The following is a 25,765-nucleotide window of genomic DNA, read 5'->3' as shown; positions in this document are numbered from 1 at the left end:
AAAAAAAAACTGACTTATGCAAGACTTTTAATATATTAATATATTGATAGTCAGATATATAACCGCATACAATCGATTCTTCTGTAACCTCGTACTACCCTACGAGTAATTCTTTGCGGACAGTACCCTGGAGCAGAACCACGAGTTTCTCCCAACCGATTTCATAACGATGACTGGCCTTGCAGAAAACAGGCAGGAGGAAACGGTCTTTGTCCAGCTTCTTCCAATAAAGCACGTATCCCCCTGTATCATGATGAAGGATTTTGATGTTCCGCCGGTCCTTACTCAAAAAGATGAAAATGTCCCCTGTGGAGGGCTCTTTGCCCATAATCTTGCGTACCAGTTCGGCAAGGGTGAAAATACCTTTTCGCATATCTACCGGACCTTCGCACAGGTAGAAGCGCATGCTGGGATTCAGCCCTAACATAATGTTCCCAGGTTTTGAAGCAGAGCTGTTATGCTCTCAAGATTAGTGTTACATTTTCGGATCTCAACTCCATTGCCCAGTTTTAGACGAAACGAAACAATCTCAAAGTTGTCCGATTTGACAGATTTGGGAGATAATGTACAACGTGAATGACCGGAGGGGGAACCGTTCACATGAATAGGAGTCAGCTGCATACCGGAAGGGGAAGTGGGGTTAGTTAATTGACACTTGTAATGACGATACCAGCCAAGGAATTTATAATAATCAACGCCAAAACGATGGCAATACTCCAAAAGAGAGACTTGGCAACCACTGTCGGATGACTGATAAGCAGAAAGAATCTCTAAAAAACAATCAGTAGAGTCCATAAGAATAAAATTTTAAGTTCTGTGCAAAGGTAAAGCTGACTGATAGGATAAACAAGAGCCATACAATGAGTGCTTACCCAACATAATCAGGCTATTACAGAGTAAAGATTGTTTCATCGGCGAGAAACTACAGTTCCATCGGTGCGGAACTATAGTTTCATCAGTAAGAAACTAATAGTTCCAAGCAGGAGAAACAAAAGTTTCAAGTCTACGAAACCTTAGTTTCAAGCCGCAGAACAAATAGTTTCAAGGCTTGAAACTATCAGTCACAAGGCAGATCCTGCCCCGTAAGTACAAGGGTAATAAATAGAATAGCCTATCTGCCTGTAGTTAATACTATTTAGGCAATGAAACTTCATCTGTGATTTTTACTTGATTCGGGTATGCACCTCTATCACACCTTTGTAGTGCGTTTATTTCTCCCTGGCTTTGCAGTGACAGCACGATTGCCGTCACAGTGCTGTCACCACTTTGCTGTCACGCCATTTACTTTTCATAATCAAACAGTTAAGTTGCAATCTGTGACAGATGACAGCAAATTTTATTTTTTTTATTTATTAGAGAGAGGCTGCTGAATTCAAGTTATAAATGCAATATCTCTTTTTTATTAATCGGACTTTGGATGCAAAGTTGCTTATTTATTCCGATAAAGTTGCGGACGGAAAGGAATATAAAGAGTATAATTACTATCCGCCGGCTTTCCTCCCGCCAATGCAGGGGACCATTTCGGCATCCCTTTAACAATGCGGAGAGCCTCCTCTGCAAATTCCGGATGAGTGGAACGTAGAATATGAGGACGAAGGATAACCCCTTCCTTATCAATAGTAAACTCACACAAAGCATAACCCGAAACATTCTTCTCTAAAAGTCCTGCCGGATAAACCATTTCATTGGCAATATATTCTTCCAGACTCATCGCAGAGAAATGAGCAGGTTCTTCCACCTGCCTTCCGGAAAGCGTCTTTGCGCGGGGACCTACCGGATAAATTCCAACATACATCGGTTGTTTATAAGCATCCGGTTCTTCCTTACTACGCTGTTGCAATGCTTTCAATAAAGAAGCAGCCTCTTCCGCCAATGTCTGTTCCGAAATATTCTCTCCCCGGGATAACATATATGCCGACTGACAAACCAATACAAGACGTTCCATCAACGTTCCTTTTTCCGGCGACCATTTTCGTCCCATCCGCTCTTTGCCTTTTGCGTCCGTAGAAGAAAAGTAATAGACAATTCCATCCAGACCGGCCGTAGAACCATCCAGATCCTGCACCTGCTCTGTCACCAAACGAAAGATAGCCCCTAAAGACTGATACAGGGAAGCGCTAATGACAACCGATTTAGTATCCACCGTCACTGTCCCCTTCTCCGCCTGCCAATAGGTACGAGATAGTGTATTCGAAATCAGCGTATAACGCCCGTTTTTCCTTTCTACCGACATTGCATACTCCGGCGAAAAGGAAGGGATAGCTGCGAAACGCGCGTATGGCTGTTTCTGAAAGCCAGTATTAAGTAAAGAAAACACACTACGGTAATATTCGCCTAACTCGCCTGTATAAGAAGAAAAAGGTTTCACCGGCTCCAAATAGTCAATCTGGGCCGCCAGGCGAAAAGAAAAGGTTAAAAGCAGAAGACAGAAAACAATCTTTTTCATAAGTTGCCGGATTTTCGGTACATATCGGCAACAAAGATACAAATTATTTCGATGGTTCGTGATAAAATTATATCTTTGCACGGTTTTTACTAAGAAACTGAATAACAATACATCGAAAATATGATAGCTAAGATTGAACAACTTCTGAAAGAGGTGGAAGCCTTACACGCCTCCAATGCCGAAGAACTCGAAGCTCTCCGCATCAAATACCTAAGTAAGAAGGGAGCCATTAACGACTTAATGGCAGATTTCCGTAATGTAGCTGCCGATCAGAAAAAAGAAGTCGGCATGAGACTGAATGAACTGAAAACAAAAGCGCAGGACAAAATCAACGCGCTGAAAGAATTGTTTGAAAGTCAGGACAATGATTGTGACGGATTGGATTTGACGCGTTCGGCTTATCCCGTGGAACTTGGTACACGCCACCCGCTCACCATTGTAAAGAACGAAATCATCGATATCTTTGCCCGCCTGGGATTCAGCATCGCCGAAGGTCCGGAAATTGAAGATGACTGGCATGTATTCTCGGCACTGAACTTTGCCGAAGATCATCCGGCACGCGATATGCAGGACACTTTCTTTATCGAAGCTCACCCGGACGTAGTATTGCGCACACATACTTCTTCCGTACAAACCCGTGTGATGGAAACTTCACAACCTCCTATCCGCATCATCTGTCCGGGACGTGTGTATCGTAACGAAGCAATCAGCTATCGCGCACACTGTTTCTTCCATCAGGTAGAAGCGTTGTATGTAGACAAAAACGTATCGTTCACCGACTTGAAACAAGTATTGTTGCTTTTCGCTAAAGAAATGTTCGGTGCTGATACAAAGATTCGTCTGCGTCCGTCTTACTTCCCGTTCACTGAACCTAGTGCGGAAATGGACATCAGCTGTAATATCTGCGGCGGTAAAGGTTGTCCGTTCTGTAAACACACCGGCTGGGTAGAAATCCTCGGTTGCGGTATGGTAGACCCGAACGTACTTGAATCTAACGGTATAGACAGCAAAATATACAGCGGTTATGCTCTCGGTATGGGTATCGAGCGTATCACAAACCTGAAATATCAGGTGAAAGACCTCCGTATGTTCTCTGAAAATGATACTCGCTTCCTGAAAGAATTCGAGAGCGCTTACTAAATTTAGATTTCACCACAGAGGACGCAGAGGACACAGAGTTTTTATTTCAGCCGTATCAACTACGACTCGTTTTTCATAGAAAGTCATTAGAAAGAAAAAACTCCGTGAAACTCTGCGTCCTCTGCGTCCTCTGTGGTGAAATAAATAAATTCATTATGGCAAAGGATAGACTCATTACTCCCAGTTATTGTTTCATCTTGGCAGCCAACTTCCTGCTCTACTTCGGCTTTTGGTTGTTGATTCCTGTTTTGCCGTTCTATTTATCAGAATTCTTCCAAACTGGAAATTCCACTATTGGCATTGTACTTTCCTGCTATACGGTAGCCGCTCTCTGCATCCGTCCGTTTTCCGGTTATCTGCTCGACACGTTTGCCCGCAAACCTCTTTATCTGTTTGCTTACTTCATCTTTATGATGATGTTCGGCGGGTATTTAATAGCCGGCTCCCTTACCTTATTTATTATATTCCGAATCATTCATGGCGTCTCTTTCGGAATGGTTACAGTAGGAGGAAACACGGTAGTGATAGACATTATGCCATCTTCCCGCCGTGGAGAAGGTTTAGGTTATTACGGGCTTACCAACAATACAGCTATGTCCATCGGGCCGATGTTCGGACTGTTTCTGCACGATGCAGGAGTCTCTTTTGCTACGATCTTCTGTTACGCATTCGGTTCCTGCATTTTGGGTTTTCTATGTGCCAGTCTGGTGAAAACGCCCTATAAACCTCCTGTGAAACGGGAACCGATTTCACTCGACCGTTTTATTTTGATGAAAGGACTGCCAGCCGGACTTAGCCTATTGTTACTTTCCATCCCTTACGGAATGACAACCAACTATGTCGCCATGTATGCCCGCCAAATAGGATTGAACACACAAACCGGATTCTTCTTTACTTTTATGGCTGTCGGCATGGCAATCTCCCGCATCTTTTCGGGGAAACTGGTGGATCGCGGAAAAATAACGCAAGTAATAATAGCTGGATTATACCTGGTTGTTTGCAGTTTCTTCCTGCTTTCAGCCTGTGTATATCTGATTCAATGGAATGATACCGTTTGCAACATCCTGTTTTTTGGTATCGCATTGTTGATGGGGGTCGGATTTGGAATCATGTTTCCGGCATTTAATACGTTGTTTGTCAACCTTGCCCCCAATAGCCAGCGGGGAACAGCCACTTCCACCTATCTTACCTCTTGGGACGTAGGAATCGGTATCGGTATGCTGACCGGTGGATATATCGCAGAAATTAGTACATTTGATAAGGCTTATCTTTTCGGAGCCTGCCTGACAGTAGTTTCCGCCCTCTATTTCAAACTAAAAGTGACGCCTCATTACCATAAAAATAAGCTACGATGAGAAAGAAAGAACGTTATGAGAAAGTAATCGCCTGGTTTCAGGACAATGTACCTGTAGCCGAGACCGAACTGCATTACAACAATCCGTATGAGTTGCTGATAGCTGTTATTCTTTCTGCACAATGTACGGACAAACGGGTGAATATCATCACTCCCCCTTTGTATAAAGATTTTCCGACTCCGGAAGCGCTGGCAGCCACTACGCCGGAAGTTATTTTCGAATATATACGAAGCGTATCCTATCCGAACAACAAAGCCAAACATCTGGTCGGTATGGCAAAGATGCTGGTGAATGACTTCAATAGTCAGGTGCCCGACAATCTGGAAGACTTAGTAAAGCTACCCGGTGTAGGAAGAAAAACAGCCAATGTCATCCAGTCGGTTGTGTTTAATAAGGCTGCAATGGCGGTAGATACACACGTATTCCGTGTCAGCCATCGCATCGGACTGGTGCCGGATAGTTGCACTACCCCGTTCAGTGTGGAAAAAGAATTGGTGAAGAATATTCCGGAAAAACTCATACCGATTGCCCACCATTGGCTCATTCTGCATGGTCGTTATGTTTGTCAGGCACGCACTCCCAAATGTGACACCTGTGGTTTGCAAATGATGTGCAAATATTTCTGTAACACCTATAAAGTTACAAAAGAGGAACCAAAAGCCAAGAATAAATAACGATTTAATAGCAAGGAACCGAAATAAATAGTAACTTTGCGGTCGTTCTAAAAGAAGAATTTTAAAAACACTTTTAAATAAAAATAGAGTATTATGCAGACAATTGACAAATTCAATTTTGCCGGTAAAAAGGCATTTGTTCGCGTGGACTTCAATGTACCCCTGGACGAAAACTTCAACATTACAGATGACACTCGTATGCGTGCAGCTCTTCCTACTTTGAAGAAGATCCTGGCAGACGGCGGAAGCATCATCATTGGCTCTCACCTGGGCCGTCCGAAAGGCGTTGCCGATAAATTCTCTTTGAAACATATCATCAAGCATCTGTCTGAATTGCTGGGCGTTGAAGTTCAGTTCGCTAACGACTGCATGGGTGAAGAAGCTGCTGTAAAAGCTGCTGCTCTGCAACCGGGAGAAGTGCTGTTGCTCGAAAATCTTCGCTTCTATGCTGAAGAAGAAGGCAAACCAAGAGGTTTGGCTGAAGATGCAACTGACGAAGAAAAAGCTGCTGCCAAGAAAGCAGTAAAAGAAAGCCAGAAAGAATTTACCAAGAAATTGGCTTCTTACGCTGACTGCTACGTAAACGACGCATTTGGTACTGCTCACCGTGCACACGCTTCTACAGCATTGATCGCTAAATATTTCGATGTAAACAACAAGATGTTCGGTTACCTGATGGAAAAAGAAGTGAAAGCCGTTGATAAAGTATTGAACGACATCAAACGTCCGTTCACTGCTATCATGGGTGGTTCTAAAGTTTCTTCTAAAATCGAAATCATCGAAAACCTGTTGAGCAAGGTAGACAACTTAATCATCGCCGGTGGTATGACTTATACATTTACTAAAGCTATGGGTGGTAAAATCGGTATCTCTATCTGTGAGGACGACAAACTTGACCTGGCTTTGGATTTGATGAAGAAAGCAAAAGAAAAAGGTGTAAACCTGGTATTGGCTGTTGACGCTAAGATTGCTGACGCATTCTCTAACGATGCAAATACTAAATTCTGTGCTGTTGACGAAATTCCTGACGGATGGGAAGGTCTTGACATCGGTCCTAAGACTGAAGAAATCTTCGCTAACGTTATCAAAGAATCTAAGACTATTCTTTGGAACGGTCCTACAGGCGTATTCGAATTTGACAACTTCACTCACGGCTCACGTGCAGTAGGTGAAGCAATCGTTGAAGCAACTAAGAACGGCGCATTCTCACTTGTGGGTGGTGGCGACTCTGTAGCTTGTGTTAACAAATTCGGTTTGGCTAGCGGTGTATCTTACGTTTCAACCGGTGGTGGCGCATTGCTCGAAGCAATCGAAGGAAAAGTTCTTCCGGGTATCGCTGCTATCCAAGAATAATAGAACTAGATAATTAGTTAATTTTTTAAATAGTTAATGATAAGAGGGCAGTTCTTTGTGAAAAGAGTTGCCCTTATTTATAAAAAACGGAGTTCCTCTTATTTACAAAAACGAGGTATGAAAAGACTGATACTACTCTTTTGGTTCATCCTTCTCTTCCTTTACTCCTGTCAGAGTAAAAAAGGAGACGGCTCTTTTTTACCTCTAACCGAACTGCAACCACTCACCCTGGGCATGATGCCTACACTGGACGGACTCCCTTTCCATATAGCTAAAACACAAGGTATCTACGATTCATTAGGGCTGAACCTGACTATTCTTTCATTCAACTCTGCCAACGACCGGGACGCTGCTTTCCAGACCGGGAAAATGGATGGCATGATTACCGACTATCCCAGCGCAGTAGTGCTGCAAGCTATCCATCATGCAGATTTAGGGTTCGTCTTGAAAAATGATGGTTATTTCTGCTTCATTGTCTCTAAAGAAAGTAATATCAATCAACTGGAACAGCTCAAGGAAAAGAATATTGCTGTGTCACGCAACACAGTTATCGAATATGCTACCGACCAGTTATTAAGCAAAGCCGGAATCAGTCTTTCAGAAATGAATATGCCGGAAATCGGCCAGCTTCCTCTCCGACTGCAAATGTTGCAATACAATCAGATTGACGCTTCTTTCCTGCCCGACCCTGCCGCATCCATCGCCATGAACAGCCAGCATCGTTCATTGGTGAGTACACAGGAATTGGGCATTGATTTTACGGCTACCGCTTTTTCACGAAAAGCGCTCAACGAAAAAAGAAAAGAAATCGAACTACTCATCACAGGTTATAATCTGGGAGTAGATTATATAAAAATGCATCCACAGAAAGAATGGGAACAAGTGCTGATAGAAATAGGTGTACCGGAAAATCTGACAGGACTCATTGCCCTCCCTAGTTATCAAAAAGCAAAACGCCCTTCGGCTGAAGGGATAGATAAAGCTATACAGTGGTTGAAAGAAAACCACCGAATCCCCGAAACCTACTCTGAACGGAATCTGATTGACACAACGTATATCCCCACAGTATCAACCATAATACAGTATCAACCATAATCAAAATCAAATAACAACTAACTCATGCGAAAAACACTACTCCAATTCTTAACCTTTGTATTATGCATTACAGGTATGCAAAATCCTCTCCTGGCACAGGAGCAGACACCACTAAATCAAGTTGTCAACACACTGAAAGAACGGATTAGTCTCTCTGGATATGCCCAATTGGGATATACTTATGACGATGCAGCGAACCCGGACAATACATTCGACATCAAACGAATCATTTTCATGGCACACGGAAAGATCACCAAACGGTGGACTTGTGATTTTATGTATGACTTCTACAATGGGGGCATGTTACTCGAAGTGTATACCGATTATCAGTTTCTCCCCGGACTTACGGCACGTATCGGTGAATTCAAGGTTCCTTATACCATAGAAAATGAATTATCTCCTACCACAGTAGAGCTCATCAATTGTTATTCACAGTCTGTTTGTTATCTGGCGGGAGTAAGCGGCAGCGATAAGTGTTACGGAATGACGTCCGGACGGGATATCGGTATGATGCTTCACGGAAAATTATTTCGTGACTTTCTACAATACAAAGTGGCTGTAATGAACGGACAGGGATTGAACACCAAAGACAAAAACAGTCAAAAAGATGTAGTCGGTAACTTGATGGTTAATCCGCTGAAATGGTTATCCGTAGGTGGTTCGTTTATCCGCGGAACAGGACATGCCATAGCAGATTCGGAATATACCGGAATTAAAGCCGGAGAAAATTACGCCAAGAAACGCTGGAGTGCAGGAGGGGTTGTCACCACTTCCACCTTTAATCTACGCACGGAATATCTTGCCGGAAAAGACCGGAGTGTGAAAAGCGAAGGTTTCTATGCAACAGGCAGTGTACGCTTCGCCCGGAATTTCGATTTCATCGCTTCGTTCGATTATTTCAACCCGAACAAAGCTGCTGATTTCAAACAGAATAACTATATTGCAGGCGTACAATACTGGTTCTACCCTAGATGCCGCTTACAAGCACAATATACCTTTTGCGACAAGAAAGGAGACGGACAAAAAGACTCCAATCTGATACAGGCACAGGTGCAGGTAAGGTTTTAAATTAAGTATCAATTAAGTATCAAGTATTAAGTATTAGCATCCGGTATTAGGGCTGGAGTAACAGTATTAAAACAGCGGAATCAAATAATTATAGAATATCAACCTTATAAATAACAGAAACGAAGAAATCATGGAACACAAAATCGCGGAAACCAACGCCCGAATAGACGTGGCCGACGTATTAAGAGGATTAGCAGTAATGGGAATTATTCTCTTACACAGTATTGAACATTTTAATTTCTACTCTTTCCCAGAAGAAGTACCTTTTGAATGGATGAAATTTACCGATCAGGCTATTTGGAGAGGATTATTCTTCACATTCAGTAACAAAGCATACGCTGTGTTTGCCCTGCTCTTCGGTTTCAGTTTCTACATTCAGGACAACAACCAACAACGGAGAGGGAAAGATTTCCGCTTGCGTTTTTTATGGAGATTATTCATTCTCTTCATGATAGGACAGTTCAATGCCGCTTTCTTTACCGGTGAAATATTGACTATGTATGCGATTTTAGGAATTATCCTTCCGATATTCTGCCGGATGAGCGACCGCACGGTTGTCATCTTCGCTACTTTATTAATTCTACAACCTATCGACTGGGTGAAATTGATTTATGCTTTGTGTAATCCTGACTATGTGGCAGGAAAAAGTTTGGCAGGTTATTATTTCAGCATTGCTTTCGACGTACAAAAGAACGGAACTTTCCTCGAAACAGTCCGCATGAATATGTGGGAAGGACAACTGGCCAATATGACCTGGGCACTGGAACATGGACGTATCTTACAGACACCGGGGTTATTCTTATTCGGAATGCTTGTCGGTCGCCGCAAATATTTCCTGTACAGCGAACAGAACGAACGCCTGTGGTTAAAGGCATTGGCCGTTTCGCTTCTCTGCTTCTTCCCCATCTACGGATTGAACAATATGCTGCCGGAATTCATCGAACGAAGTGCCATCCTTGTTCCCTTGCAATTGATATTAAGTTCATTCAGCAGCCTTAGCTTCATGGTATTGCTGGTAACAGGATTACTGCTGACTTTCTACCGTGTGAAAGACCGCAGTTTCTTTATGCGTTTCACATCTTATGGTAAAATGAGTTTAACGAACTACCTCGGGCAATCTATTTTCGGTTCTCTTTTGTTCTATCATTGGGGATTTGAACTTGGACGATATTTAGGAATCACTTACAGTTTCCTTTTTGGCATCCTTTTTGTTCTATTACAAATGGTATTTTGTTCGTGGTGGCTCCGACACCATAAGCACGGTCCTTTTGAAGGTCTCTGGAAACGTTTGACCTGGATTGGAAAAAATAAATAATTAAAGAATGATGAACGAAAAAACGATTAATGAACAATACGCATATATACGTACTTTACTTGAAGAGAAAAGACTCAAAGAAGCCTTAATGCAGTTGGAATCTTTGCTGTGGCAATGTCCTGACTGGGATTTGCGCACTCGCCTGGAACAATTGCAGACCTCTTACAAATATATGCTGGAATACATGAAACAGGGAGCAAACGACCCTGACCGGTGGAATCTGTATCAAAAAATGGTAGCAGACACCTGGGGAATTGCCGACCAATCACGTTTGCTCATGTTGGACAACGCTTCATCAAGATATTATCATGAGGTACGCCGCACTCCCAGATCGGCGGACTTGTCGAACTATGGTATCAAAACAATATTACACATATTGGAGTCATTTAATGACGACTTGGCAGTCAGCGGATTACTGTCTGACGAAAAGATGGATGAAGTATTAAGACGGCATGAAGATACGCTCAAGTTTATGTTTATAAGAACGTGGACAAACAGTGCATGGACTCCCGAAGACGAGGAAGACGCAAAAGCTATGCTTGCCTCGGAATTACTTCCGGGAGATGACTTATGCTTATTTGTCAGTGCCCTCACATTGAGCTTGATGGAATGTTTCGACATACGAAAAATAATGTGGCTGCTCAATGCTTACGAACACCCTAACGTCAACGTCAGCCAACGGGCATTGGTAGGTACAATGATTATCTTCCACATCTACAGAAGCCGTCTTTCTTTTTATCCGGAACTTATCAAAAGGGTAGATCTCATGGAGGAAATACCTTCATTCAGAGAAGACGTCGCACGTATTTACCGCCAAATGCTATTGTGTCAGGAAACGGAAAAGATTGATAAAAAGATGAGGGAAGAGATTATTCCTGAAATGCTGAAGAATGTTTCCTCCATGAAAAATATGCGGTTCGGTTTTGAAGAAAACGATGAAGAAAACAATGATATGAACCCGGATTGGGAAGATGCGTTCGAGAAGTCCGGCCTGGGAGATAAATTGCGTGAAATGAACGAATTGCAATTAGAGGGCGCAGATGTGTATATGAGCACTTTTGCCGCATTGAAAAATTATCCGTTCTTCCGCGAGGTGCATAACTGGTTCTATCCATTCAGCAAACAACAGTCCAATGTACTCAAAGCAATGAAACAAGCGGGAAATCAAGGCAGTAGTTTACTGGATTTAATTCTTCAATCGGGCTTTTTCAGCAACAGCGATAAGTACTCGCTCTTTTTCACGATTCATCAATTGCCACAGTCGCAACAAGATATGATGTTGAGTCAGTTGAACGAACAGCAGGTGGCAGAATTGGCAGAGAAATCGAATGTTGAAACAATGAAGAGGTTCAATGAACGTCCGGGAACGGTCAGTAACCAATACCTGCACGACTTGTACCGTTTCTTCAAACTTAGTGTACGCAAGAGTGAGTTCAGAGATATTTTTAAAGAGAAACTCGACCTTCATCACGTTCCTGCACTCGACAATATCTTGTATTGGGAAGATGTATTATTCCCCATTGCCGATTTTTATCTGGCAAAGGAACGTTGGGACGAGGCTATTGAAATTTATGAAGAACTGGAGTCTATTGGAGGATTCGAAGGAGAAAGTGCAGAATATTATCAGAAGTTTGGCTATGCATTACAGAAAAGAAAGAAATATGCAGAAGCTATTCAGGCTTATCTGAAAGCAGACACGCTGAAGCCGGATAATATTTGGAACAATCGCCACCTGGCTATTTGTTACCGGTTAAACAGAAACTATCAGGCTGCACTCACTTATTATAAAAAGGTAGAAGAAGCTGCTCCGGAAGATACCAATGTGACTTTCTATATCGGTAGTTGCCTGGCTGAACTGGGACAATATGAAGAAGCTCTGAATTATTTCTTCAAATTGGATTTCATCGAGAACAATTGTATAAAGGCATGGCGCGGCATCGGTTGGTGCTCGTTCATCAGCCAGAAATATGAACAGGCGATGAAATATTATGAAAAGATTATTGAGCAAAAGCCGCTGGCTATTGATTATATGAACGCAGGGCATGTGGCCTGGGTAATGGGAGATATTCAGAAAGCTGCCGTTTTCTACGGAAAAGCCATTACAGCTAGTGGGAACCGGGAAAGATTCCTGGAGATGTTCCACAAAGATGAAGAATCTCTTCTCACACAAGGGATTCGAGAAGAGGACATTCCTCTGATGTTGGATTTATTATAGTCTCCTGCATCTTTCAATTCGGGATATTCAGTAAATGTCCCTGCTTAAGAATACAGAAAAAGGCTGCCTCATTTTCTATTTTGAGGCAGCCTTCTCATATTATTGGGGTAAGTAGAAATATTCAGATAGATTCAGGATCCTTACTATAACTTTTTCAACTCTCCATACAACTTCTGTATGGGAAGTCCCATAATATTATAGAAGCTACCTGAAATTGATTTCACACCGATATACCCGATCCATTCCTGGACACCATAGGCTCCTGCCTTATCCATCGGCTGATAGAGGTCGACATAATACTGGATTTCATCTTCTGACAAGACATCAAACAATACTTCGGAAGAAGCGGTAAAGCTTTTTTGCCATTCGGTAGTAGTCAAGCAAACACCTGTGAAAACCTGATGAGACTTCCCCGAAAGAGCACGAAGCATTTCAATGGCCCCTTCCCTACCTTCCGGTTTTCCAAGTACTTTTCCATCCATCCAGACAATGGTATCTGCTGTAATCAATAATTCTCCCGGCTGCATCATGGTACGGTAGGCACCCGCCTTTTCACGAGCAATATATTCGGGTATTTCAGCACCAACCAATGTATCCGGATATGACTCGTCTACATCCGGCAATGTTCTGACTACATAGTCCACTCCCAAGCCTGACATCAATTCTTTCCGACGGGGAGAATTGGAGGCTAGTATAATCTGATATTTCTTTAAATTATCAAGCATGATTCGATTTATGATTTATAATTTATGGTTGAAAATACTTTTTATTGATGTCACCAGTTGATTTCACCAGCCGAAAGCATCTTCTGCCATCCACAGACCATGAGCTTTCAGTACTTGCTCCACTACATCACGTCCGCAACCACGTCCGCCGTCTGCATAAGAGATATACTTTGCTACGGATTTCACTTCCGGCACGGCATCTTTCGGACAACACGGAAGTCCGCACTCACGCATCACTTCAATATCCGGAACATCATCACCCATATAGAGAATTTCATCATCGGTCAGTCCGTATTTATCACGAAAATCACGATAGTCGTGTATCTTGACAGCGGATCCCATATACAAATCCTTCACGCCTAGTCCCTCAAAACGGATACGCACCGCCTCTGTACGACCACCGGTGATGATGGCTATGTGAAGTCCTTTCTTCACAGCCAACTGGATGGCATACCCGTCTTTGATATTCACGGTACGCATCGGCTCTCCGGAAGGATGCAAAGGTATGGTTGTCGAACTCAATACTCCGTCTACGTCAAAAGCTAAAGCCTTGATACGGGATAAATCATAATTGATGGTGCTCATGGATACTTTTGCTCATTAGTTTATATATATCCTGCAATGCCGGAGAATCTACCAACATGGCAAGATGATTGTTCATCACATTCTCATCGTAACGAACAGCGGGTCCGGTCTGTGCATCACGTGGTGCCAGCTCGTGTACTTTACGTGCCGTTTCGTCTATCAGCGGAAGCATGACATCGAAAGGCAAGTTGTATTTTTCAAGCAAGTCAGCAGCTAATGCATACATGTGATTTGTGAAATTACAAATAAAAACAGCAGCCAAATGAAGGCTTTTACGTTGCTCGGAAGAAGCTTCGTAAACTTTCTCTGAAAGAGTGGCGGCAACAGCTTTCAAGAACTCTACATCTTCCGGTCGTTTCGCTTCAACAAAGAAAGGCACTTCCTGAAAATTGACTTCACGTTGTTTGCTGAATGTCTGCATCGGATAAAATACTCCATACCGTTCTGCATGCCCTTCCCAAATACTCATCGGGATACTTCCCGCGGTATGCACCAACAAAGAACTCTGTTTTCCTTCTGTTATCTGCGGCAACAAATCTACTAAAGCGGCATCCTTCAAAGATACGATATACAATTTAGCATCTTTGGAGATTTCCTGTAAATCTGTTGTATATTCAGCTTCAACTTTCTCGGCTAAAGTACGAGCAGATTCCATGGTCCGGCTATATACCTGCACAATACGGAAGCCTTTATGATAGAGAGCCTTCGCCAGATTAGTAGCCAGGTTACCTGCGCCAATAAACACAATCGGTGTATCTTCTATACTTCTCTTCATTATTTCCTTACCGTTTTGCAAACCAGAATAAAATGATGCCGACAATGAGCAAAGTCAATGGCAGCAGATACCCGGATAACGAACCCAGCAATGATATTACCAGACTGATATTCATCACCAGCCAAAGACCAAGTAACACAAAACCAATTGATTTATCGCGTTTGAAAATAAGAAAACAGATCGAAGCATACAATAACATATTGTCTTTATTCATCACCCAAGGTAGTCCAATAGTAGAGAAATGAATCAGTTTATCAATCAGATAAAGTGCTCCGATAACGATAAAGGTAACAGCAGTAGCCAAATAAGTATCTTTGCTGTTACTCGCTTTAGCAGCTCCCATATTTATTTTCCTCCGAATTTATTTATGTGAATTTTCTCCCATTGAAGATGTTCTTCGTTGAAAGGTTTACGTTCCATCCCTTTATGTCCGATAGCAATAACGGAAAGAATTTGAAGTTGCAGAGGAATGCCCAGGATTCCATGAACAAATTCATCGGAAGGCATTCCGGTAGCAGTGAAACGTTCGCGGACCTGCACCCAGCAGCTTCCCAAGCCGAGATCTTCGGCCTGCAACTGTATCATGATAGAAGCAATAGAAGCATCTTCAATCCAAACATCACTGGCCAACGGATCGGCCATTACCACAATTGCCAAAGCAGCGTCGGCAATGAATGAAGAAGCCTGTTCCTTACAATGAGACAATTCTTTCAATACCTCTTTATCATCAATCACTACAAACTGCCAACTATTACTACGTTTGGAAGAAGGAGACATCAAAGCTGCTTTCATCAACGTAACTACCTGATCTTGTGTCAACTCTTCATCGGTGAACTTCCGCATACTACGACGGTTCTTTATTAATTCACTGAAATTTTCCATATTATTTTCCGGTTTCATTTGATTAATGTATGCAAAGATAATGCAAACCGAGCGTAATAGGAAATAAAAGTATCTTTTTCATTTCTATTGTCAGAAGGGAATCTATGACATGAAAAGAGTGCCAAATACTCCACTAAATGAAGAATATATTGTATCTTTGCACAGATAAATAATTTCATTATGAAAAAGCGAATTACACAAGACGATTACATTAAAGCGAATCGTAAAGCTAGCCGTGAGGCAGAAATTGAGATGTACGGGCACCCTATTTGTCACAAACGAGTGCACCAGTCAAAGAAAGTATATAACCGCAGAAAGATAAAGGCAGCCGATAAAAAGCTGCCTTATTTTTTTGCCTTCAAAATAGCGTCACTATCCTCCAGACATAGCGACACTATACAATAGGAATAGCGTCACTATCATGATAGGATAGCGTCACTATATTTAGGGGATTAAAAAAGAAGTTTATCTATTTACCTATCTATCTAATAATCTATACAATCCGAGTTAATTCCCCGGTTGTAGAATCAATAATAAACCCGTAGACTGTCACATCTGAAGGGATCAAAGGATGACGCACGATAAAATCTACTGTTCCTCTCACCGACTTTTCTGTATCTTCGAAACCATCCAGCCACGAATGAAAGTCAACTCCGCAGAAACGCATCATGTCAATATAATCCGGATTGATCCCGCGTGCTTTCATTTTTTCGAGCATTACTTCACTGTGCATGTGGCAAGCTCCACAGTCAGAATGAGCAATCACCATTATTTCCTCTACCCCCAACTCAAAAATAGCAACGAGCAAACTACGTATCACGCTACCGAAAGGATGGGAAATAACGCCACCTGCATTTTTTATCATTTTTACATCGCCATTCTTAATTCCTAATGCGGCTGGAAGCAAAGCAGTCAGTCGGGTGTCCATACAGGAAAGAATAGCTATTTTCTTATCGGGATATTTATTAGTAATATACGATTCGTATCCCTTGTTCTCAACAAATTGCTTGTTGTAAGCTAAAATTTCTTCTAACATAGTTCCGCTTTTTAAAAGTTCTGTTCGATTACGCAAAGATAGAAAAAATATATAAAGGTGCATTTTTTACAACTATATATATCAAGCAACTCCAACAAATTCTCCGTTTTGTTGTTGAATAAAGAATAAAAAGTGTAAATTTGTACCTAGATGCCACTGAAACTAACAACATATTATCATGGGAAGGATATTCCTGAATTGCCGGGAAAAAATACCTTCCATTCCAAAGAGTTATTTCTGATTTATGAAGCAACTCCTGGGTATACTCCTTTATTAATAGTGGCAACAGAAGACGGCAGACCGGTGGCACGCCTGCTTGCTGCCATCCGCAAAGCAAAGAAGTGGCTCCCTTCTTCTTTAGTGAAACATTGTGTAGTATATAGTGAAGGCGAATTTCTGGACGAGTCTCTTTCGACCAACAAAGAAAAGGCAGAAGAAGTCTTTGGCGATATGCTCGAACATCTCACACAAGAAGCATCGCGCAGCTGTGTCCTGATCGAATTCCGGAACCTAAACAATTCGATGTTCGGCTATCGGGTTTTCCGTGCCAATGATTATTTCCCTGTCAATTGGCTGCGGGTACGCAATTCGCTGCACAGTATGAAAAAGACGGAAGACCGGTTCAGCCCGTCACGCATCCGTCAGATAAAAAAAGGACTCAAGAATGGAGCCAAAGTAGAGGAAGCACATACCGTGGAAGAAATACACGATTTCTCACGGATGCTGCACAAGGTTTATTCCTCCCGCATACGCAGATATTTCCCTGCCAACGACTTTTTCCGTCACATGAACGATATGCTAATCAAAGGACAACAGGCAAAAATATTCGTAGTAAAATACAAAGAGAAAATCATTGGCGGTTCCGTCTGTATCTATTCGGGAGATGACGCCTACCTTTGGTTCTCCGGAGGAATGAGAAAGACATACGCACTTCAGTATCCGGGAGTGCTGGCCGTTTGGAAGGCATTGGAAGATGCCCGCCAACGGGGATTCCGTCACATGGAATTTATGGATGTAGGACTTCCGTTCCGCAAACACGGTTATCGTGATTTCGTTCTCCGATTCGGAGGAAAGCAAAGCAGTACCCGCCGCTGGTTCCGTGTCAATTGGAATTGGCTGAACAAACTCCTAGTCAAATTTTATATCTAAATGTAATCTCAAGATTGCAAAACGACTCTCCATGCTCCTTCCCTACCATTTTTTCTGTTTAATAATCCAATAATTAAATGCAGAAATATTTCTTTATTAGGTAAGAAATGTCTTTCTTTGTGCTGTTTTATGCCATATAAGCACATGATTAAAACCAAATAAAAAAAGTATAGTTATGAAGATTTCACACATTGAACATCTGGGCATTGCTGTAAAAAGCATCGAAGAAGCCCTTCCTTACTACGAAAATGTATTAGGTCTGAAGTGTTACAACATTGAAACAGTGGAAGATCAGAAAGTAAGAACTGCTTTTTTAAAAGTAGGCGAAACCAAAATTGAACTGTTGGAGCCGACTTGCCCGGAGAGTACTATTGCCAAATTCATTGAAAACAAAGGTGCAGGTGTTCACCATGTAGCCTTTGCTGTAGAAGATGGCGTAGCCAATGCGCTGGCAGAGGCAGAAGGCAAAGAAATCCGCCTTATCGACAAAGCTCCCCGCAAAGGTGCTGAAGGTTTGAATATCGCTTTCCTTCACCCGAAATCAACTTTGGGTGTGTTAACAGAACTCTGCGAACATTAATCATAAACTCTAAAACCAACAAGAACTCATGAGTAATCAACTTGAAAAAATTAAAGAGCTTATTGAACGCCGTGCCGTAGCACGTATCGGAGGCGGTGAAAAAGCAATTGCGAAGCAACACGAAAAAGGGAAATACACAGCACGCGAGCGTCTGGCTATGCTGCTTGACGAGGGTAGCTTCGAAGAAATGGACATGTTCGTTGAGCACAGATGCACGAACTTCGGAATGGAGAAAAAACATTATCCGGGAGACGGTGTAGTAACCGGCTGCGGTACAATCGAAGGACGTCTGGTATATGTGTTCGCACAGGACTTCACTGTTTCTGCCGGTTCACTGTCAGAAACAATGTCATTGAAGATTTGTAAAATTATGGATCAGGCCATGAAGATGGGTGCTCCTTGTATCGGTATCAACGACTCGGGTGGTGCACGTATCCAGGAAAGTATCAACGCTTTGGCAGGTTATGCAGAAATCTTCCAACGCAACATCCTTGCTTCAGGTGTTATTCCGCAGATTTCCGGTATCTTCGGTCCTTGTGCCGGTGGTGCTGTTTATTCTCCGGCTCTGACCGACTTCACACTGATGATGGAAGGCACTTCTTATATGTTCCTCACCGGACCGAAAGTGGTGAAGACCGTTACAGGTGAAGACGTTAGCCAAGAAAACCTCGGTGGCGCAAGCGTTCACTCCACTAAATCGGGTGTGACTCATTTCACCGCCCAAACAGAAGAAGAAGGTTTCGAACTGATTCGCAAACTGTTGAGCTATATTCCTCAAAACAACCTTGAAGAAGCTCCTTATGTAGATTGCACAGACCCAATCGACCGTCTGGAAGATTCTTTGAACGATATTATCCCCGACAGCCCTACTAAACCGTATGACATGTACGAAGTGATCGGCGCTATTGTGGACAACGGTGAATTCCTTGAAATCCAGAAAGATTATGCAAAGAATATCATCATCGGTTTCGCCCGCTTCAACGGACAATCGGTAGGTATCGTTGCTAATCAGCCTAAGTATCTGGCTGGTGTGCTCGACAGCAACGCATCTCGTAAAGGCGCACGTTTCGTTCGTTTCTGCGATGCATTCAATATTCCTATCGTATCGTTGGTAGACGTACCGGGATTCCTTCCGGGAACAGGTCAGGAATACAATGGCGTTATCCTTCATGGTGCTAAACTGTTGTATGCTTACGGTGAAGCTACTGTGCCTAAGGTTACTATCACATTGCGTAAATCTTACGGTGGTTCTCACATCGTGATGAGCTGTAAGCAACTTCGCGGTGACATGAACTACGCATGGCCTACTGCCGAAATCGCAGTAATGGGTGGTGCAGGAGCAGTAGAAGTATTGTACGCACGCGAAGCCAAAGATCAGGAAAACCCTGCTCAATTCCTTGCAGAGAAAGAAGCAGAATACACGAAACTGTTCGCCAATCCTTACAATGCAGCTAAATATGGCTACATCGACGATGTGATTGAACCGCGCAACACACGTTTCCGTGTTATCCGTGCTTTGCAGCAGTTGCAGACTAAGAAATTGAGTAATCCGGCTAAGAAGCATGGTAATATTCCGTTGTAATCCTACTTTTCACATTAAAACAAGAACGATTATGAACAAAACCAAAATCGGAATATTCCTTTCTTTGCTGTTGCTGATTGGTCTGACTTCTTGTGGAGAGCAAAAGTCGAACAATAAGCTGGTGCTAAACGAAATCCTGATAGACAATCAGAGTAATTTTCAGGACGATTACGGATTGCACAGCGCATGGATTGAAATATTCAATAAATCATTCGGTAGCGCCGACCTGGCAGCTTGCTTGCTGAAAGTAAGCAGCCAACCGGGCGATACAGTTACTTATTTTATCCCGAAAGGTGATATACTTACCTTAGTGAAACCACGCCAACATGCACTATTCTGGGCAGATGGCGAACCTAACCGTGGTACTTTCCATACCAGCTTCAAGCTGAATCCGGAAACAGCTAATTGGGTTGGTCTGTTCGACTCCGGCAAAAAGTTGCTCGACCAGATTGTAGTACCCGCAGGCGCTCTCGGTCCCAACCAATCATACGCTCGTGTAAGCGACGGGGCAGCTGAATGGGAAGTAAAAAGTGGAAGCGGTGACAAATACGTGACTCCGAGCACCAACAATAAGACTCTTGACAGCAATTCCAAGATGGAAAAGTTTGAAGAACACGATGCTGATGGCGTTGGAATGTCCATTTCTGCCATGAGCGTAGTATTCTGCGGATTGATTCTTCTCTTTATTGCTTTTAAGATTGTAGGAAAAGTAGCTGTTAATTTGAGCAAGCGCAACGCTATGAAATCTAAAGGCATTGACAAGCATGAAGCTAAGGAACTGTCACAGGCTCCGGGCGAAGTATACGCTGCTATTTCTATGGCATTACACGAAATGCAGGATGAGGTGCACGACGTAGAAGAAACGGTGCTGACCATCACCCGCGTAAAACGCAGCTACTCACCATGGAGTTCGAAGATTTACACTTTGCGTGAAACTCCTCCCAGAAAGTAAGTCACCTTTTAAAAAGTAAAAACGATGAAAGAATATAAATATAAAATCAACGGTAACTCATATAAAGTAACCATCGGAGATATTGAAGACAACATCGCTCATGTAGAAGTGAACGGTACACACTATAAAGTAGAAATGGAGAAACAGCCGAAGCCTGTTGCGAAACCCGTGACAGTACGCCCGATGCCTAATGCTCCTACTGCTCCTACTCAAGTAGTGAAACCGACCGCTCCGTCTACCGGAAAATCAGGAGTTAAATCTCCGCTGCCGGGTGTGATCCTTGACATCAAAGTGAATGTAGGCGATACTGTAAAGAAAGGACAGACCATTATCATATTGGAAGCCATGAAGATGGAAAACAATATCAATGCGGATAAGGACGGTAAGATTACTGCCATCAACGTCAACAAGGGAGACTCTGTTCTTGAAGGTAATGACCTCGTAATTATTGAATAATATGGGAGACTTTATAAACTTTTTAGGAAATAACCTGGCCGACTTCTGGACATACACAGGCTTTGCCAATGCTACGGTAGGGCATGTAGTCATGATTCTCGTTGGCTTGGTATTCATCTATTTGGCAATAGCCAAAGAGTTCGAACCGATGCTGCTGATTCCTATCGGTTTCGGTATATTGATCGGTAATATACCTTTTAATATGGATGCCGGGCTGAAAGTCGGTATTTATGAAGAAGGTTCTGTATTGAATATATTGTATCAGGGAGTGACCTCCGGCTGGTATCCGCCACTCATCTTTTTGGGTATCGGTGCCATGACGGACTTCTCGGCACTTATCTCTAATCCAAAATTGATGCTGATCGGTGCAGCTGCACAATTCGGTATCTTCGGTGCTTATATGATCGCGCTAGAAATGGGCTTCGATCCGATGCAAGCCGGTGCTATCGGTATCATTGGTGGAGCAGACGGCCCGACGGCCATCTTCCTTTCTTCCAAGCTAGCACCTAACCTGATGGGAGCCATTGCGGTGTCCGCCTACTCCTATATGGCGTTGGTTCCGGTGATACAGCCGCCTATCATGCGTCTGCTCACCACCAAGAACGAACGTGTCATCCGCATGAAACCGCCGCGTGCCGTTTCTCACACGGAGAAGGTGATTTTCCCGATCATCGGTTTGTTGCTGACTTGTTTCCTGGTTCCTTCCGGTCTGCCTTTGTTGGGTATGCTGTTCTTCGGTAACCTGTTGAAAGAAAGTGGTGTAACCCGCCGTTTGGCTAATACTGCCAGTGGTCCGTTGATTGATACAATCACTATCCTGTTGGGTCTGACAGTAGGTGCTTCTACGCAAGCTTCCGAATTCCTGACGCTTGACTCTATCAAGATCTTTGCTCTCGGTGCATTGTCATTTGTTATTGCAACTGCCTCCGGTGTCATCTTCGTTAAGATCTTCAATATCTTCCTGAAGAAGGGTAATAAGATCAATCCGTTGATCGGTAATGCAGGTGTTTCTGCTGTTCCCGACTCTGCACGTATCTCGCAAGTGATTGGTTTGGAATACGATTCGACCAACTATTTGCTGATGCACGCTATGGGTCCGAACGTTGCCGGAGTGATCGGTTCAGCTGTTGCTGCCGGTATTCTGCTTGGATTCTTGATGTAAGAAACATTATATAATAGATAAGAACACCCGTGTTACATTCAGTTGTGACACGGGTGTTCTTTATTACAGCCATAGTGTTATCTTCTCTCCGTTCTGAAACGATTAAACGTCATAAAAAAGGCTGCTACCAGTGTTCAAACCGGAGCAGCCTCTTTCTTTTATTTATGGAATAATCCGGAGATTATTACTGTGCCAATTTGTTGTCAGAACCGAGCACGTTGATGATTTTGTGCTTGTACAGTTTTTCCATGTTGTCACGAGCCGGACCAAGATACTTACGTGGGTCGAATTCAGCCGGTTTTTCAGCGAATACCTTACGTACAGCAGCAGTCATAGCCAGACGAGAGTCAGAGTCGATGTTGATTTTGCAAACAGCAGACTTAGCAGCTTTACGCAATTCTTCTTCCGGAATGCCGATAGCAGCTTTCAGTGCACCACCATATTTGTTGATAGTTTCCACTTCTTCTTCCGGAACTGAAGATGATCCGTGAAGAACGATAGGGAATCCCGGAAGTTTTTCCATTACAGCGTCCAATACTTCGAAAGCCAATGGAGGAGGAACCATACGGCCAGTCTTCGGGTCGATGTGGCATTGTTCCGGAGTAAATTTGTAAGCACCGTGAGAAGTACCGATTGAGATAGCCAAAGAGTCGCAACCAGTGCGAGTAGCGAAGTCGATTACTTCTTCAGGGTCAGTATATGTGTGATGGTCGGAAGAAACTTCATCTTCTACACCAGCCAATACGCCAAGTTCACCTTCTACAGTTACGTCGAACTGGTGAGCGTATTCAACAACTTTCTTAGTCAATGCTACGTTTTCTTCGTAAGGAAGGTGAGAACCATCGATCATTACTGAAGAGAAACCTGAATCGATACAAGATTTGCAAGTTTCGAATGTATCTCCGTGGTCAAGATGAAGAACGATTTCCGGATGTGCGCAGCCTAATTCTTTAGCATATTCTACAGCACCCTGTGCCATGTAACGCAACAAAGTAGCGTTAGCATACTGACGAGCACCTTTAGAAACCTGAAGAATCACAGGAGATTTAGTTTCAACAGCAGCCTTGATGATAGCCTGCATTTGTTCCATATTGTTGAAGTTGAATGCTGGGATAGCATATCCACCTTTGATAGCCTTAGCAAACATTTCTCTTGTGTTTACCAATCCTAAATCTTTGTAATTTACCATTTTGTTTAAAGTTTATTGTTAGTGAATAAAAATTCTACGCAAAAGTAAGCATTATCCATCGAATAACGAACATCGGAAAGAAAAATATAGTAGAAAAAGGTTTAAATCAGACTGCAAAATTTAGCAGGAATACGAGTGTGACATTAGATTGTAATGTCTACCTTGCAAACTTTGGGATTTATGATTTCTGAATTCTGATTTATGCCTTCGGATTTATATCTCCTTATTTATACCTTATTTATACCTCATTTTTCATTCATTTAATCACCAAAATCTGCATAGCAAATCAGAAATCATAAATTAGAAATCAGAAATTTTAGAAAACCTTTTTCTATTTCACAGAAAAGCATTATCTTTGCGCTCTGAAAATGACCATTACACTATTTCTTACCAAAATAGTAACAGAATATAAATTAAAAAAACAGATACTGAAATGAAAAAAGGCCTTCATCCAGAATCATACCGTCCGGTAGTATTTAAAGATATGTCAAATGGTGACATGTTTTTGTCTAGATCAACTGTAGCAACTAAAGAAACCATCGAATTCGAAGGTGAAACTTATCCGTTGCTGAAGATTGAAATCTCAAACACTTCTCACCCGTTCTATACAGGTAAATCTACATTGGTAGATACTGCAGGTCGTGTTGACAAGTTCATGAGCCGTTACGGTGACCGTAAGAAGAAATAATTCGATCTTTCGTGAAAGATGAAAAAAGAGGAGATTCTCGCAGAGAATTTCCTCTTTTTCGTTTTCTATATTCCTTAACGTCAAGCATCATCCAACAAGAAATCGGCTATATGACGATGCCTGACCCCCTCCACATTATCCTGCCACAAGCTGTCCATACTAACTACATATTTAGGATAATGGTCGTTAATGGCGAGCAAAGGAGCAAACTCCCTCTCAACAGTGGCCTGTGAAGCTAACTGATACGTTACTTGCACATAAATCTTTTCTTCCCGACGGATGGCTACAAAATCCACTTCTTTATCATCCTGTTTGCCTACATACACTTCATAACCCCTTCTTTTCAACTCCAGACAGACCAGATTCTCCAACATACCTGCAATCAACCGGTCACGATAGCCCATCACGGAATAAATCAAAGAAAGGTCACTTACAAAATACTTCTCATTCGTCTGCAGAATTTCCTTTCCTTTAATATCATACCGGGGAATACGTTGAATGATAAAAGCACTTTCCAATGCATTCAGATAATTATAGATGGTATTCATATCCACCCTCCGTTGCTGACTTTTGAAGTAATCAGCTATATTTTTAGCGTTCAGCTTATTGCCTATATTATCGAAAACAAACTTCACTACCCGTTCGAGCAGTTCCACATTCCGGATATTGTGACGCTGCACCGTGTCACGAAGAATGACAGAAGAATAGATGTCGTAGACAATTTTATAGATAGCCTCATATCCATAATCGGCAGTATGTATGGCCGGAAATCCTCCCATACGGAGATATTTCTGAAATTCCTCCTTCCGGTTGAGTGTCGGATCATTGGCCTGCAAGTCATGGAAAGTCAGATATTCTCTAAAAGACAAGGTCATGACATGGAAAGCGACATACCGTCCCGTTAAATAAGTTGCCAGTTCGGACGATAACATACGTGAGTTGGAGCCGGTCACATAAATATCCGTATCCAAATCTACCAGAAGTGAGTTGACCACTTTTTCCCAACCGTCCACTTCCTGAATTTCATCCAAGAGAATATAATATTTACCCGCATCTCCCGCCTGTCCCCGAATATAAGCATACAAAGCCTTCGCCTCTTTCAGATCTATCCACTGAAAACTTTCAAAATTCAGATAGATGATACGTTCTTCACGAACTCCTCTCCTCAACAGTTCGTCACGAATCAGACGCAGCACTACCGACTTTCCACTGCGACGAATACCCGTTATCACTTTTACAAACGGCTTATCTATAAAAGGAACAACTTGTTCCATATACTGTTCACGATTAATCATATTCAAAAGTTTTTAGGGTTATAAGCACAAAGATATACTATTTTCGGA

At 42.5% G+C, this 25,765-nt stretch carries 27 protein-coding genes; 16 read left to right on the top strand and 11 right to left on the bottom strand.

The window, feature by feature from the left end; genetic code table 11:
- Positions 1–94: 94 nt before the first annotated feature.
- The 3 genes from tnpB to BSAG_RS13690 all read right to left on the bottom strand — a co-directional run bounded on the left by tnpB (position 95) and on the right by BSAG_RS13690 (position 2,446).
- A complete protein-coding gene (gene tnpB, locus BSAG_RS13685) occupies positions 95–427 on the bottom strand; it encodes an IS66 family insertion sequence element accessory protein TnpB (protein ID WP_004316244.1) in 333 nt (110 codons plus the stop codon).
- Positions 421–795, bottom strand: a complete 375-nt coding sequence (locus BSAG_RS24185) for a hypothetical protein (RefSeq protein ID WP_008641868.1) — start codon at positions 793–795, stop codon at positions 421–423. Before BSAG_RS24185 ends, tnpB begins: the two co-directional genes overlap by 7 nt.
- Before the next feature lie 634 nt (positions 796–1,429).
- The gene (locus BSAG_RS13690; protein WP_004314232.1) at positions 1,430–2,446 is read right to left on the bottom strand and encodes an energy transducer TonB; all 1,017 of its coding nucleotides are present in this window, start codon (positions 2,444–2,446) and stop codon (positions 1,430–1,432) included.
- 120 nt (positions 2,447–2,566) lie between these two features.
- Between BSAG_RS13690 and pheS the strand changes: the two genes are divergently transcribed.
- The 8 genes from pheS to BSAG_RS13730 all read left to right on the top strand — a co-directional run bounded on the left by pheS (position 2,567) and on the right by BSAG_RS13730 (position 12,661).
- Positions 2,567–3,586 (top strand): phenylalanine--tRNA ligase subunit alpha, encoded by a 1,020-nt coding sequence (gene pheS / locus BSAG_RS13695; RefSeq protein WP_004314231.1) that lies wholly within the window; start codon positions 2,567–2,569, stop codon positions 3,584–3,586.
- A 155-nt stretch (positions 3,587–3,741) separates the two neighbouring features.
- Positions 3,742–4,941, top strand: a complete 1,200-nt coding sequence (locus tag BSAG_RS13700) for an MFS transporter (RefSeq protein ID WP_004314230.1) — start codon at positions 3,742–3,744, stop codon at positions 4,939–4,941.
- Complete coding sequence (gene nth / locus BSAG_RS13705; RefSeq protein WP_004314229.1) at positions 4,938–5,615, top strand: endonuclease III; 678 nt, start codon at positions 4,938–4,940, stop codon at positions 5,613–5,615. Before BSAG_RS13700 ends, nth begins: the two co-directional genes overlap by 4 nt.
- 93 nt (positions 5,616–5,708) lie before the next feature.
- The gene (locus BSAG_RS13710) at positions 5,709–6,968 is read left to right on the top strand and encodes a phosphoglycerate kinase (protein WP_004300866.1); all 1,260 of its coding nucleotides are present in this window, start codon (positions 5,709–5,711) and stop codon (positions 6,966–6,968) included.
- 117 nt (positions 6,969–7,085) lie between these two features.
- Complete coding sequence (locus BSAG_RS13715; protein WP_004314228.1) at positions 7,086–8,063, top strand: ABC transporter substrate-binding protein; 978 nt, start codon at positions 7,086–7,088, stop codon at positions 8,061–8,063.
- 24 nt (positions 8,064–8,087) lie between these two features.
- A complete protein-coding gene (locus BSAG_RS13720) occupies positions 8,088–9,131 on the top strand; it encodes a hypothetical protein (protein WP_004314227.1) in 1,044 nt (347 codons plus the stop codon).
- Positions 9,132–9,261: 130 nt separating this feature from the next.
- Positions 9,262–10,446, top strand: a complete 1,185-nt coding sequence (locus BSAG_RS13725; RefSeq protein WP_004314226.1) for a DUF418 domain-containing protein — start codon at positions 9,262–9,264, stop codon at positions 10,444–10,446.
- A 7-nt stretch (positions 10,447–10,453) separates the two neighbouring features.
- Entirely contained in the window at positions 10,454–12,661 is a 2,208-nt protein-coding gene (locus BSAG_RS13730; RefSeq protein WP_004314225.1) for a tetratricopeptide repeat protein, read from the top strand.
- Positions 12,662–12,804: 143 nt separating this feature from the next.
- Here the strand turns inward: BSAG_RS13730 and BSAG_RS13735 are convergent, their stop codons facing one another.
- The 5 genes from BSAG_RS13735 to BSAG_RS13755 form a co-directional block, all read right to left on the bottom strand.
- Positions 12,805–13,386 carry a Maf-like protein gene (locus BSAG_RS13735; RefSeq protein WP_004314224.1) on the bottom strand — a complete coding sequence of 194 codons (582 nt, stop codon included), beginning with the start codon at positions 13,384–13,386 and terminating at the stop codon, positions 12,805–12,807.
- Positions 13,387–13,449: 63 nt separating this feature from the next.
- Positions 13,450–13,971: a KdsC family phosphatase gene (locus tag BSAG_RS13740; protein WP_004314223.1), complete on the bottom strand. Its 522-nt coding sequence runs from the start codon at positions 13,969–13,971 to the stop codon at positions 13,450–13,452.
- A complete protein-coding gene (locus BSAG_RS13745; RefSeq protein WP_008997458.1) occupies positions 13,952–14,746 on the bottom strand; it encodes a Rossmann-like and DUF2520 domain-containing protein in 795 nt (264 codons plus the stop codon). Before BSAG_RS13745 ends, BSAG_RS13740 begins: the two co-directional genes overlap by 20 nt.
- Before the next feature lie 7 nt (positions 14,747–14,753).
- Positions 14,754–15,089, bottom strand: coding sequence for a hypothetical protein (locus BSAG_RS13750; protein ID WP_004314220.1), 336 nt, complete (start codon positions 15,087–15,089; stop codon positions 14,754–14,756).
- 2 nt (positions 15,090–15,091) lie between these two features.
- Positions 15,092–15,628: a nitroreductase family protein gene (locus BSAG_RS13755; protein WP_008771322.1), complete on the bottom strand. Its 537-nt coding sequence runs from the start codon at positions 15,626–15,628 to the stop codon at positions 15,092–15,094.
- A gap of 180 nt (positions 15,629–15,808) precedes the next feature.
- On the opposite strand from BSAG_RS13755, the gene BSAG_RS13760 reads away from it, so the two are divergent.
- Entirely contained in the window at positions 15,809–16,033 is a 225-nt protein-coding gene (locus BSAG_RS13760) for a hypothetical protein (RefSeq protein WP_008771321.1), read from the top strand.
- 88 nt (positions 16,034–16,121) lie between these two features.
- On the opposite strand, the gene BSAG_RS13765 is transcribed toward BSAG_RS13760, so the two are convergent.
- Positions 16,122–16,664 (bottom strand): beta-class carbonic anhydrase, encoded by a 543-nt coding sequence (locus BSAG_RS13765; protein ID WP_004300877.1) that lies wholly within the window; start codon positions 16,662–16,664, stop codon positions 16,122–16,124.
- Positions 16,665–16,814: 150 nt separating this feature from the next.
- Here BSAG_RS13765 and BSAG_RS13770 point away from each other — a divergent pair, with 150 nt between their 5' ends.
- The 6 genes from BSAG_RS13770 to BSAG_RS13795 all read left to right on the top strand — a co-directional run bounded on the left by BSAG_RS13770 (position 16,815) and on the right by BSAG_RS13795 (position 22,545).
- Positions 16,815–17,813, top strand: a complete 999-nt coding sequence (locus BSAG_RS13770) for a GNAT family N-acetyltransferase (protein ID WP_004314218.1) — start codon at positions 16,815–16,817, stop codon at positions 17,811–17,813.
- 175 nt (positions 17,814–17,988) lie between these two features.
- Positions 17,989–18,393 (top strand): methylmalonyl-CoA epimerase, encoded by a 405-nt coding sequence (mce, locus tag BSAG_RS13775; RefSeq protein WP_004311398.1) that lies wholly within the window; start codon positions 17,989–17,991, stop codon positions 18,391–18,393.
- Positions 18,394–18,421: 28 nt separating this feature from the next.
- A complete protein-coding gene (locus BSAG_RS13780) occupies positions 18,422–19,975 on the top strand; it encodes an acyl-CoA carboxylase subunit beta (RefSeq protein ID WP_004314217.1) in 1,554 nt (517 codons plus the stop codon).
- A gap of 31 nt (positions 19,976–20,006) precedes the next feature.
- Positions 20,007–20,927 carry an OadG family transporter subunit gene (locus tag BSAG_RS13785; protein ID WP_004314216.1) on the top strand — a complete coding sequence of 307 codons (921 nt, stop codon included), beginning with the start codon at positions 20,007–20,009 and terminating at the stop codon, positions 20,925–20,927.
- Positions 20,928–20,951: 24 nt separating this feature from the next.
- Positions 20,952–21,383, top strand: coding sequence for an acetyl-CoA carboxylase biotin carboxyl carrier protein (locus BSAG_RS13790; RefSeq protein ID WP_004314215.1), 432 nt, complete (start codon positions 20,952–20,954; stop codon positions 21,381–21,383).
- A gap of 1 nt (position 21,384) precedes the next feature.
- Entirely contained in the window at positions 21,385–22,545 is a 1,161-nt protein-coding gene (locus BSAG_RS13795; RefSeq protein ID WP_004300899.1) for a sodium ion-translocating decarboxylase subunit beta, read from the top strand.
- A 184-nt stretch (positions 22,546–22,729) separates the two neighbouring features.
- On the opposite strand, the gene BSAG_RS13800 is transcribed toward BSAG_RS13795, so the two are convergent.
- Positions 22,730–23,734, bottom strand: a complete 1,005-nt coding sequence (locus tag BSAG_RS13800; RefSeq protein WP_004311395.1) for a class II fructose-bisphosphate aldolase — start codon at positions 23,732–23,734, stop codon at positions 22,730–22,732.
- A gap of 433 nt (positions 23,735–24,167) precedes the next feature.
- Here BSAG_RS13800 and BSAG_RS13805 point away from each other — a divergent pair, with 433 nt between their 5' ends.
- The gene (locus BSAG_RS13805; RefSeq protein WP_004300906.1) at positions 24,168–24,422 is read left to right on the top strand and encodes a type B 50S ribosomal protein L31; all 255 of its coding nucleotides are present in this window, start codon (positions 24,168–24,170) and stop codon (positions 24,420–24,422) included.
- Between the two features lie 80 nt (positions 24,423–24,502).
- Here BSAG_RS13805 and BSAG_RS13810 read toward each other — a convergent pair whose 3' ends face one another.
- Positions 24,503–25,717 carry an ATP-binding protein gene (locus BSAG_RS13810; RefSeq protein WP_004314213.1) on the bottom strand — a complete coding sequence of 405 codons (1,215 nt, stop codon included), beginning with the start codon at positions 25,715–25,717 and terminating at the stop codon, positions 24,503–24,505.
- Between the last annotated feature and the right edge of the window lie 48 nt (positions 25,718–25,765).

The organism is Bacteroides sp. D1, assembly GCF_000157095.2.
GTDB classification, from domain to species: Bacteria; Bacteroidota; Bacteroidia; order Bacteroidales; family Bacteroidaceae; genus Bacteroides; species Bacteroides xylanisolvens.
This window is presented reverse-complemented; position numbering and strand designations above follow the sequence as displayed.